This is a genomic window from Aeromonas sp. 603757 (genome assembly GCF_049171255.1).
GTDB lineage: Bacteria > Pseudomonadota > Gammaproteobacteria > Enterobacterales > Aeromonadaceae > Aeromonas > Aeromonas veronii_A.
The window spans coordinates 403,919-414,567 of the sequence record NZ_JAAKOE010000002.1 but is presented as its reverse complement, the minus strand read 5'-3'; the positions used below and the strand labels follow the sequence as shown (position 1 = coordinate 414,567).

Below are 10,649 nucleotides of genomic sequence, written 5' to 3'. Positions count from 1 at the left end.
GCCGTCGAATAGTCCGCCGGGAACACCAGCCCGAACGCCGGCGGCAATGCCCCCGCCACCACGTTCACTGTCAGGACGTTACCCACCAGGGTGCCACCCACTGCAGTGGTATTCGCAGGCAAATTGTTGAAGGTATACACCAGGCTGGTCCAGGTCTCTGACCCGTCGCCATCGCTGATACTCACCGTGTTGGTCAGCAGCACCTGTACCGTGCCATCCGTTTCGGTCGCACCCGCATTCAGCGCCTCGACGTTGAAGTCGAGGTCACCTTGTGGCGTCACTATCAGTGTCAAGGTCGAAGTAACAACATCAGAACTATCGGTGACCAGATAACTCACTGTAGGAACTGCACCAGAATAGTCAGGAGCGGGGGTAAAGGTGAAAGAGCCATCACTGTTGATGATCAGCGTACCAATGCCAGTAAGGGTCGATGTAACACCTGCGGGAACATCAATATTACTACCCCAGCTATAGCTGATGATGGATTGAGCCAAGGGACCATCCGGGTTGGAGCTGTTGGCCAAAAGATCACCACTGACAGGGTTATCTTCATCCATCGAAGATACTTCACTCTCATCCAACAAGAGATTAGTTAGTGGCTCCGGTTCTAACAGTGGTTCAGCCGCTTGCTCAGTGTTGATAATGGGTTCAGCCTGATAATTGGTATCAAAACCGGCCTCGGCAATGGTCGCATCACCGGTTCTATCAATGGTGACAAAGCCACCATTGCCGCTTGCTCCTGCTACCCCGCCAATACCACCGCCACCACCGGCAGCAGGTGCACCACCTGCTGCTGAAGCCTCAAAGTTTTGCGTCGGGTCAACGCCTTGCAAAATTGACTCTTGCAATGCAGCAATGTCAGAAGGAGCGCCCTCCGTGCTGGCACCACCTTGCGGTTGTCCCGGTTCTGCTAATTCGGAACCGGTGGGTACATTCTGCGCTGGTGTATCGTCATAGGGGGAAAGAACAAGCTTGGCATCCTCCGCTATGGTCAATTTGGCACCGGGCTGGAGTATTTCCCCCTTTTGCAGGGGGCGACTGCTGCCATCAGCCAGCACAATCTCCACATCCCCTTCGATAGCTGAGACAACCACGGACTTGTCGATGATTTGGGTGCGCATATCCATTGCTCCAACGTGACAGATCTTGATGTCTACACCGTAGAGGGAGATAACGTGCTTTTCCGTTGCAATAATCTATAGGTTTGACTGCCCTCAAACCGATATAGAGAATAAAATCGAAAGGTTATTTTTTCTTCATCAAAATCATAACGATAAAAATGGAACCAAATAGCACCCATATTAATTTGATAATAAAAAAATCAAAAAATATATTGTATTGATATAAAAAATGACCCCATTCGGGGCCATTTCTACAGTGCACATATCAATCAAGACAAGGGGAAAGCAGGATGCACAAATCCCTGATAACCATCGATATGCAACTTGGAAAGCAGTTCCACTTGATGTTGATCTTCGACGCGGGTTGCAATGGTGGTCACACCGGCATTGTGCGCAGCTCGGCACACTGCAGCCAAGAATGAGGTGTCAGCACCCGGCTCCATGACCTGACTGGTATAACCGTGATCCACCTTGACATAGGCAGGCGCTAACTCCTCCAGATAGCCCAGTGACTGGAAGTGACGGCCGTAGTGGTCAACCCCCCACTGGAAACCATGGACCTGCAATGCGCCTACCAAAGCGGCCACATGATCTTTGTGCTTCATAATGGCTGCCTCGGGTATCTCGAATAACAGCCGTTCTTTCAATTCGCCATGTTCGACCAGATAGTGCGTCAGCCAGGTCAAAAACTCATCCGAACAAAGCGAACCTGCCGTTATATTAATTGCCAGCACTAGATCCGCTTGTTTGTGCAGTAAGGGAACACATGCATCAAGTATTGCCTGATCAAAATCGCCCCCCAATTTGAACTGTTCGATGGCAGGCAAAAACTGACCGGCAAAATAGTCCGTGCCATCGCGAGAGATAGATGCAAACAACTCGGCATGCAACCTGGCCCCGTTATCAAATCGGCAAGCTGGCTGAGCCTTGAATCGCCAGAGGTGATGCGAAATAGCATCCTGAACCAAATCACGCCATGCCAAGCGCCCCATCAACCCCTGCTCGGCTCCCCCTTCCATGACAACAGCACCACGGCGTTCATTACGCGCCTTGCCGAGTGCATTATCCGCTTTAGTCAACAGGACTGAGAGATCATCATTACCATCACGGCCTGCAATACCAATGACGGAGAGAGGATTACCCTCCGCCATTGGGTTCACGACCAGATCAGCAATACGAGAATTGATAATTTCTGCCAACTCCTTAAGCTGACCCAAATCATCTGTCGGGCAGAGCAGAGCATATTCGGTCGCTGATATCCGCGCCACAGCTGCACCATCCCATCCCTTAAGCTGTTCGCGTAAGATTTGTGCTATAGATTTGACCATATTATCACGGGCAGCAAAACCTTCATCACGGTAGATATCATCGAGCATATCTACCGCAACCAACATGATGCCCCCTTGGCCAGATTCTGCAATCCAGGCATTAACCTGACCAACAAAATAGGCTCGATTACCCAAGCCAGAAACGGCATCCACATAAACTCGTTCACGCAGTTTCTCCGCCTCGTCGGCCTGCTCTTTGAATTGCACCGCCAACTTTCCGGATAAGATGTTGATCGCTTGTACAACCTGCTTCAATTCATAGGTCTTGGGCTCTGGAATGGTATGCCCAAAATGATGCAATTCAATCTCGACGGCCTGCTCACAAATCTGCTTGAGCGGTTTTAACAGGAAATTAAGTGCACGCATAAGCAAGATCGTGGTTACCAAAAATCCAATCACAAACCAGGTCGCCAGTTCGCTCATCCCTGCCCACAGTTCGTGATAGGCTTGTCCTGGGTGGCCCACCACCTTGAGCTTGCCAAGTTGCAGCCAGCCAGACGTCAGAATTGACTCATTGGATACTTCCGGAAACAAGCCAAGTTCAATAAACCAGTCAGGTACACCTTGAATACGGCTGCTGTTTTCTTCTTCAATCACATCTTTCGACGCAAGCAGGTCAAGACGAACCATACGGTAATAACCACCATCAAATATGGCCTTAATCACCGACTCAGCTCCCACCTTGTCGCCATTTTCAAGATAAGGGGTTAATGCCAGTCCCAGTGACGTAGCGGTGTTGATTACCGTTGTTTCCTGCTGTTGTGCCAGATAAGTTCGTGTCGAATTGAATTGCACCCAATAAGTAGCTGCAAACAATAGTCCAAACAACAGCAACATGGTGGCCAATAACTGTCTATAAAGCGTCATAGGTTAATCATCCAAATTCACCACAGGCCTAGCCAATCGCCCCGATGTCATGCGATTGCGTAAATCATTCCATAATCCCAAGCGAGATGATTGGCCAGCCAGCTCCCCTTGGCCTCGCGCCTTCATCAACCACAAGTGACTACCGTTAAAACTATAGATAGGTACCAAATCTCGCCGTTGGGTAGCGGGTCGAATAGAGCCTATCAAATTATCCAAAATAACCGGAACCGAAGAGGGTGTCTCATAATATGCCACCACCATGTGGAACTGGTTGTAATCAAGGGCCTTGACATAAACCATCCGCATTTTTTCATCCGGGATCCCCAATTCCAGTAGTGTGGAATATTTGGCAATACTGAAATCTTCGCAATCTCCTCCGGCAGCTCCCAGAAACTCGAGCGGGGTTGCCCAGTAATCTTTCTTGCGCCACAACTTGATGTCATCAACAAAGCGCATTTGATTAAAAAAGTTGTTCACTCTTTCGAGCTTTTTCGTCTCGCTCAGTGCCTTTCCCTTCGTTTCCATCACCAGCATGCGCCAACTGGTTACACGCTTGCCAGCTCTGGCGCCATAGGTCTGCTCCGCCCGCTTGATCAAGTTGAGGTCTTCCTGTGGCAGAGGCTGGCTGGCACAGAGCAAAAGTGAGAAGGGTAACAGCAGGATCCATAAGGAGTGGCGCAGAGTACGTAGAGATCGGTATCTCCATTTATTGAGGAGATCATACCATCTGCCTCCGGTACCACGCTGGAGTGTCACGTCATATGCCTGCTGCATGATTGCTTCTGCACTCCTCAAAAACCGCGCAACCACCTGCTTTAGCCAAACATGGTGACTGCCAGCTGCAGTCACCATGTTGGCGTTCATCATTATCCCGGCGGGATCATTGGCAAACGGTTATTGCCTGGGCTGCCATTCAGCGGGTTGCTTGACGCTAAATGCGTTGAGCAGACTTCCAGTCGCATTGAGGATGCGATAGTCCGCCAGCAATGCATCATACTCAGCAGTGATATAACTGCGACGCGCTTCGAACAATTCGTTTTCGGTGTTCAATACGTCCAGCAAGGTTCGCTGACCCAAGCCAAACTGCTTCTTGTATGCCTGAACGGTATCGTAGCTTGCATCCACATGCTCTTTAAGGAAGGTTTTCTGTTTGGCCAGCGACTCTTTCGCATTCCATGCCAAACGGGTTCCCTCTTCTACCTGACGAAATGCATTCAGATGAATGTCTTTCGCCTGAGAGTACAGTGCCGAAGTTGCATTGCTCTCGGCTACGTCAGAACCACCTCGGAACAGGTTGTAACGCATCCGCACCATAGCTGTCAGATCGTCATTGCGACCTTTAACGGCATCAATATCCTCATTCCAGTTTTGGTCCACTTCAAAAGTGACGTTAGGGTAGAAACCGGATTTAGCACCTTCATGCTGATACTTGGCCGCTTCAATATCTTGCAGGGATGAGAGCAGGGTCGGGTGAACTTCTGTCGCCGTTTTCAGGGCAGTATCGAGACTAGCCGGGACCAACTCGGCATTAGGTACCGGTTGAACGAGATCTTTTGGTACCTCGTTAACCACCCGAATAAACTCGCTTTCCGCATCACGGTAGTTGTTTTCAGCGGCGGCTTGGTTGGCGTAGGCCCTGGCAACACGACCATCAATCTGGGTCTGATCAGCAGTAGAACCAAGCCCTGAATCAGTCCGTTTCTGAATGTCGCTACGGATCTGTTCGTGGGTTTCCAGGTTCTGTTTGGAGAGTTCCAGGATCTCCTGCTGGCGCAGCATATTGAGGTAGACCTCAGCCACTCGCAGCGCGGTATTCTCTGCTTCGGAGATCATCGCCAGACGCTGGGCGTTGGCTTCAGCTTCAGTTCGGGAGACGTTGTTGCTGACATCAAAGCCATCAAACAACATCTGCCGCAAACTGAGCCCAGCCTCTTTGCGAGTCATGGAGTCATCAATATTGCTGTTTGAACCAGCAGCCCGGGTAGAAGGGCTGTCAGTCTTTTCATAGCCTACGCCGCCACGCAGATCGATCGTTGGATAATAGCCACCCTTGGCGCCATCATGCTGATAGAGGCGTGCCTGGTAGAGATCAAACGCTTCCTTGATCTTGGGATGCGTAGCGAGTGTCTGTGCCACCGACTCTTCCAGAGTCTGGGCCTGACCCAAACTAGGGATCAGGGTGATGCCACTGACCAGCATGGCAACAATCGTTTTTTTCATGTTATCTCCAGTCATGTTTTGTTTTTAGATTGTTGGCTTATCGTTCTCTCAGTGCCGACTGCTTAGCCCGTAAAATCGGCTTAAGTAAATAGTCTAGGACACTTTTTTTACCAGTAATGATATCAGCACTGGCTAACATACCGGGGATGATGGGAAGTGCGTTAAGCTCATCGCCCAAGTAACTCTTCTCGGTACGCACCCGAACCAGATAAAAGGAGTTCCCCTCCTCATCCTGGATCGAGTCCGCACTTATCTGTTCAACCTTGCCATGCAATCCTCCATAGATTGTAAAGTCGTAGGCAGTGATCTTGACGATGGCATCCAGCCCCGGTCGCAGGAAGGCGATATCTTTCGGCGACACCTTGGCTTCAACCAACAAGGTGTCCTCCAGCGGCACTATCTCCATCAAATCCATGCCGGGCTGCACCACGCCGCCCAGGGTGTTGATCTTGAGTTTCTTGATGGTGCCCTTGAGCGGAGCAATCACGCTGGTCCGATCAACCCTATCTCGCAAGCCAACCTGCCCTTCTGACAACTGGCCAAGTCGCCCCTGCTTCTCATTCAGTTCCGTCTGGGAGTCAGCACGGAATTTCAGCGCTATGTCATTGCGCTTGGAAATAGTCTCACGCAACACCGAATTGAGTTTTGGTATCAGCAGACGGTTGCTCTCCAGCTCCCCCTGCATCTCGTTGACCTGCCGCTCCAGCTTAATTAGCTCCACTTGAGGCACTATACCCTCTTTTGCCAGTGGACGGCTAATATTGAGCTCTTGTCTGGCCAGATCCACACTGCGATTTACTGTGCGGATCTTGGCATTCAGTTCAATCAGTTCCTGCTCTTTCTGCTCGATCTGTTGACCAAGAATATAGAGCTGGTTCTTCAGGTTATTAAGGCGATCCCGTTGTACCGAGCGTTCACGGTTGGCATATTCGGGAAAGACGGTTTCATAGCCATCCGGGAACTGAATTGGCGCTTCTCCCACCACTACCTGTTCACGCCACCCCAGTGCGGGATCATTTTTAACCTCAACACTGGCCATTTCGGCCCGTAACCGTGCAATATCTCCTTTCAGAGTGACCAGCTCCTGCTCACGCTCTCGAAAATCGGAGCGGAAACGGGTGTCATCGATGCGCAGCAGCGGCTGTCCCTTCTCGACGATATCCCCCTCTTTGACGAAGATCTCTTTGACTATCCCCCCTTCCAGATTCTGGATCACCTGTAGTTGGCGGGATGGGATCACCTTGCCCTGACCCACGGTGACTTCATCCAGCTCGGCCCAGGCAGCCCAGACGATGGCACTCATGAAAAAGAGGAAACAGCACCATAACAGGATGCGGGCACCGGTTGGGGTAGTAAGCAACACAGCTGCCGCGCCGTCATCGACAAACTCCAGATGCTCGGGTGCCGGCAATACATCACCGGAAGGCGCATTTTTGCTGCGTTTTAACCAGTTCATGAGCCCCTTAACCATGGGACACCTCCTGCACGCGCACCTTGCCTTCCTTCAACTGCTGCAACACCACCTCTTTGGGACCATCTGCCACAATCTGTCCCTGCTCGATGACGATAACTCGCGAGGCCACATCCAGCATCGAGGTCTTGTGGGTGATGAGGATCAAGGTGGTTTCCGGGCCCAGTCTGGCGAGCTCCTGTTTGACCTGCATCTCGGACTGGTTGTCCATGTTGGAGGTAGGCTCATCCATCACCAGAATGGGGGGATCATTGAGCAGGGCGCGTGCCAGCAGGATCGACTGACGCTGGCCACCGGAAAGCTGACGGCCACCCTCACCTATCTGCCGATCCAATCCGTTGGGATCACGGTTGGTAAAATTGGTGACGCCCGCCCGCTTGGCAGCACGCAAGACTCTCACGTCATCCACCAGCGGATTACCCAGCATGATGTTGTCTCGCACCGAACCAAAAAAGAGAATGACATCTTGGGGAACACAACCGATATTGCGACGAATCACCGAGGGAGGCAACTGGTCTATTTCGAAACCATCGATCCGGACCGAACCGTCAGTCGGCCGATACAGCCCCATCAACAACTTCTCGAGGGTCGTTTTACCCGCCCCAATCCGGCCGATAATTGCCACCTTTTCACCCGGCTGAATACGCAAATTGATATGGTGCAGGGTGCTGGTTTCCATTCCTGGATATTTGAACGAAACATTTTCGAATTCAATTCGACCGGCAATCACCGGATGATGGATATATTGCTTGCCTTCCTCCTGCTCACCCGGGGTTTGCATGATTTTTTCCAGAATATCCAGTGCAGACTTGGCCTGGTTATAACGGGTCGACAACACTGAGAGTTGCACCATGGGCGCAATGGCACGGCTGGAGAGCATCACGGCAGCAATCATCCCCCCCATGGTGACTAAGCCTTCGGAGATCTGGTAAACACCGACAATCACCAGACCGACCGTCACCACCTGCTGGATATAACTGGCCAGTGACGACATGGAGTTGGTAATTCGCCGTGTTTGTACACCCCAGGTGGAAATATGGGAAACAGCCTGCTCCCAACGGTGCTGGAACAGACTCTCGGCGCCAAAGATTTTGACCGTTTCCAGCCCGGAAATACTTTCGATCAGGTTGGCATTTTTCTGAGAGGCCAGCCGGGAACCCTCTTCGATGGACTTTTTGAGCGGCTCTTGAATATAGAAGCTGTAGGCGATCAGGATCAGCATGGCGACGATGGGGACCACCACCATCACACCGGCAAACATCCAGATAATAAAAAGGAAGAAGACGGCAAAAGGCAGATCGATAAGAGTAGAAACCGTCGCGGAAGTGAAAAACTCCCGCACCGATTCAAATTCCTGCAGATGTTTGGCGAAAGCGCCGGTGGAAGCGGGACGAGACTCCATCCGCATGCCCATCACCTTGGCGAAAATCTTGGCGGACAGCAGCACATCAGACTTTTTGCCAGCGATATCGATAAAGTAACTGCGCAACTGCCGCATCACAAAATCGAAGGTAAAGACCACCATGGCCCCGACCGCCAGCACCCAGAGCGAATCAAATGCCAGATTGGGCACAATCTTGTCATAGACGTTCATGGTAAAGAGGGGGCTAGCGATGGCAAACAGGTTGATCAGAATGGAGGCGATCAGCACATCGCGATAGATTCCGCGAGATTCAAACAAAGTGCTCCAGAACCAGTGGCCATCACGGGTCTCCAGCACCTTGGGAGAGCGCTCGTCAAATTTGAACTGCTTCTTAACGTAAAAGAGACGCCCCAAATACTCATCACCCAGCTGGGCAGCAGTCAGCCATTGGGCGGCATCACCTGCCTGCGGGAAAATCACTTTCCCCTGGCTGCGATCTTCGTTCCACTCCAGCAAAATACAGGCGCCACCGTTACGCATCTGCAATACGCAGGGCAGCAGCAAGGGAGAGATCTGATCAAGCGGCTGGATCACTTCACGGGCAGATAGCCCGCCCCGCTCGGCAGCACGACAAAAGAGTGCTGTAGTCAGTCGTCCGGAGACCAGTGGCAACCCGGTCGTCAGGGCATCCTGGCTGTTGGGCACACCATAAAAGCGGGTCAAGAAGACCAGACACTCCAATAACTCATCGATACGACTTGTTTCTGCTTGCATAGCATCCCGTCACTGCATTAATAAGGTCGATACGAGAGGGGTATCACTCATATTTTCCTGCTATAGCGACTCTAAAAACGAGCCCCCTCCCACAGATGAGCCTGATCAGGGAATAAACCTATCCGGATACATCGTGACACTCACCACCAATTTTCCTTGCATGATGATTGGTAAAACCAGCCTGTGGGCATCATGCCGACGCCTCCCTCAGGTAAATGGAGGTGTTAATTGATAATGGCATTTATTGTGGCGCATCACTATATCAACCTGCAGGTACCAAAACTATAGTTTATGGTATGAACTTTTTATATAACCCTATGTTTTACGTGAAAATAATAATTACGAACTCAATTATAGGTCAGGAAGTATGAAGGGTCTTCCCAGTGCATGACCCTGAGGGCCACTCAAGGAGAGTGCTCGTGCAATGTCCGCCATCGCAGTCCAGCGATTCTCGCACCAGGCGGGAGCAAGCAGGGTTGGGCGGCGCGCCGATGCCGAAATCCGGTGATACACCACCTCGGGTGGTGTGTGCTGGATCATGGCGACAGCGGCTTCCACATACTGCTCCAGCGTCAATACCTCAAGCCGCCCCGCTTGCCACGCTTTGCCAAGAGTACTGCCCTCTACCACATGAAGCGGATGCAGCTTGATCCCCTCAACACCGGTCCCAACGATACGATGCAGGGTATCGAGGCTGTCCATCGACACCTCGCCCGGCAGGCCGACGATCAGATGAGCACATACCTTGATGCCGCGCTGATGGGCACGTCTTACCGCATCCTCATAGGCGGCATAACCGTGGCCGCGGTTGATCCGTTGCAGAGTCTTGTCGTTGGCGCTTTGCAGCCCGAGCTCCAGCCACACCTCGTAGCCCCGGGCCTGATAGCCCGCCAACAGATCCAGCACCGCATCCGGCACGCAATCGGGGCGAGTGCCCACACAGAGCCCCACCATATCGCTCACCGACAGCGCCTCTTCATACATCCGCTGCAGATATTCGACCTCGGCATAGGTGCTGGTATAGGCCTGAAAATAGGCAAGATAGCGCTTGGCACGGGTGACTTCGTCCCGGCGAGCCAGCAGTTGTTGCACCACTGAGAGTTGCTGAGCCGACTCGTCGGCAAAAGAGGAAACGTTGCAGAAGGTGCAGCCACCACGGCCCAGGGTGCCGTCACGGTTCGGGCAGGTGAAGGCCCCGTGGATGGAGAGTTTGTGGATCTTCTGACCATGACGCTGCTTGAGATCCTGACCGAATGTATTGACGAGTTCGTGTAACTGCATGACACCTCCGCTAAAGGAGCGCCATTGTACGAGCTTGCGCAAAACAGGGGCTGAGCTGGATCAAGCTAGCGGAGAGAGTAAAACATATAAATACCCGACCAATTTTGAATAAATATAGAGAAAAAGCGCAAAAAAAGGATTTTTACTGTTCTTTGACGATTCAAACAGTAAACATCCATATGAAAATGAGACCTGATAACCCACTGTTGAACAATGAAAAATTC

General features: G+C 51.7%; 7 protein-coding genes. All 7 read right to left on the bottom strand.

Annotation, left to right across the window (positions count from 1 at the left end):
- A partial coding sequence (locus G5332_RS03655; protein WP_421259581.1) for a retention module-containing protein occupies nucleotides 1-1,121 on the bottom strand: 1,121 nt, incomplete at its 3' end.
- A 269-nt stretch (nucleotides 1,122-1,390) separates the two neighbouring features.
- A complete protein-coding gene (locus tag G5332_RS03650) occupies nucleotides 1,391-3,316 on the bottom strand; it encodes an EAL domain-containing protein (protein ID WP_216953336.1) in 1,926 nt (641 codons plus the stop codon).
- Between the two features lie 3 nt (nucleotides 3,317-3,319).
- A complete protein-coding gene (locus G5332_RS03645) occupies nucleotides 3,320-4,072 on the bottom strand; it encodes a transglutaminase-like cysteine peptidase (protein ID WP_254204305.1) in 753 nt (250 codons plus the stop codon).
- 138 nt (nucleotides 4,073-4,210) lie between these two features.
- The gene (locus G5332_RS03640; RefSeq protein WP_216953335.1) at nucleotides 4,211-5,536 is read right to left on the bottom strand and encodes a TolC family outer membrane protein; all 1,326 of its coding nucleotides are present in this window, start codon (nucleotides 5,534-5,536) and stop codon (nucleotides 4,211-4,213) included.
- Between the two features lie 37 nt (nucleotides 5,537-5,573).
- The gene (locus tag G5332_RS03635) at nucleotides 5,574-7,007 is read right to left on the bottom strand and encodes an HlyD family type I secretion periplasmic adaptor subunit (protein WP_266135587.1); all 1,434 of its coding nucleotides are present in this window, start codon (nucleotides 7,005-7,007) and stop codon (nucleotides 5,574-5,576) included.
- On the bottom strand, nucleotides 7,000-9,144 hold the full coding sequence (locus tag G5332_RS03630; RefSeq protein ID WP_266135586.1) for a type I secretion system permease/ATPase: 2,145 nt from the start codon (nucleotides 9,142-9,144) through the stop codon (nucleotides 7,000-7,002). The genes G5332_RS03635 and G5332_RS03630 overlap by 8 nt, the downstream gene beginning before the upstream one ends.
- Nucleotides 9,145-9,495: 351 nt before the next feature.
- Nucleotides 9,496-10,425: a TIGR01212 family radical SAM protein gene (locus tag G5332_RS03625; RefSeq protein WP_216953332.1), complete on the bottom strand. Its 930-nt coding sequence runs from the start codon at nucleotides 10,423-10,425 to the stop codon at nucleotides 9,496-9,498.
- Nucleotides 10,426-10,649: the final 224 nt, after the last annotated feature.

Excerpts from the sequence above, each read along its gene's own strand:
- G5332_RS03650 (WP_216953336.1), bottom strand. The coding sequence starts at position 3,316 with ATGACGCTTTATAGACAGTTATTGGCCACCATGTTGCTGTTGTTTGGA.
- G5332_RS03640 (WP_216953335.1), bottom strand. The coding sequence starts at position 5,536 with ATGAAAAAAACGATTGTTGCCATGCTGGTCAGTGGCATCACCCTGATC.
- G5332_RS03635 (WP_266135587.1), bottom strand. The coding sequence starts at position 7,007 with ATGGTTAAGGGGCTCATGAACTGGTTAAAACGCAGCAAAAATGCGCCT.
- G5332_RS03630 (WP_266135586.1), bottom strand. The coding sequence starts at position 9,144 with ATGCAAGCAGAAACAAGTCGTATCGATGAGTTATTGGAGTGTCTGGTC.
- G5332_RS03625 (WP_216953332.1), bottom strand. The coding sequence starts at position 10,425 with ATGCAGTTACACGAACTCGTCAATACATTCGGTCAGGATCTCAAGCAG.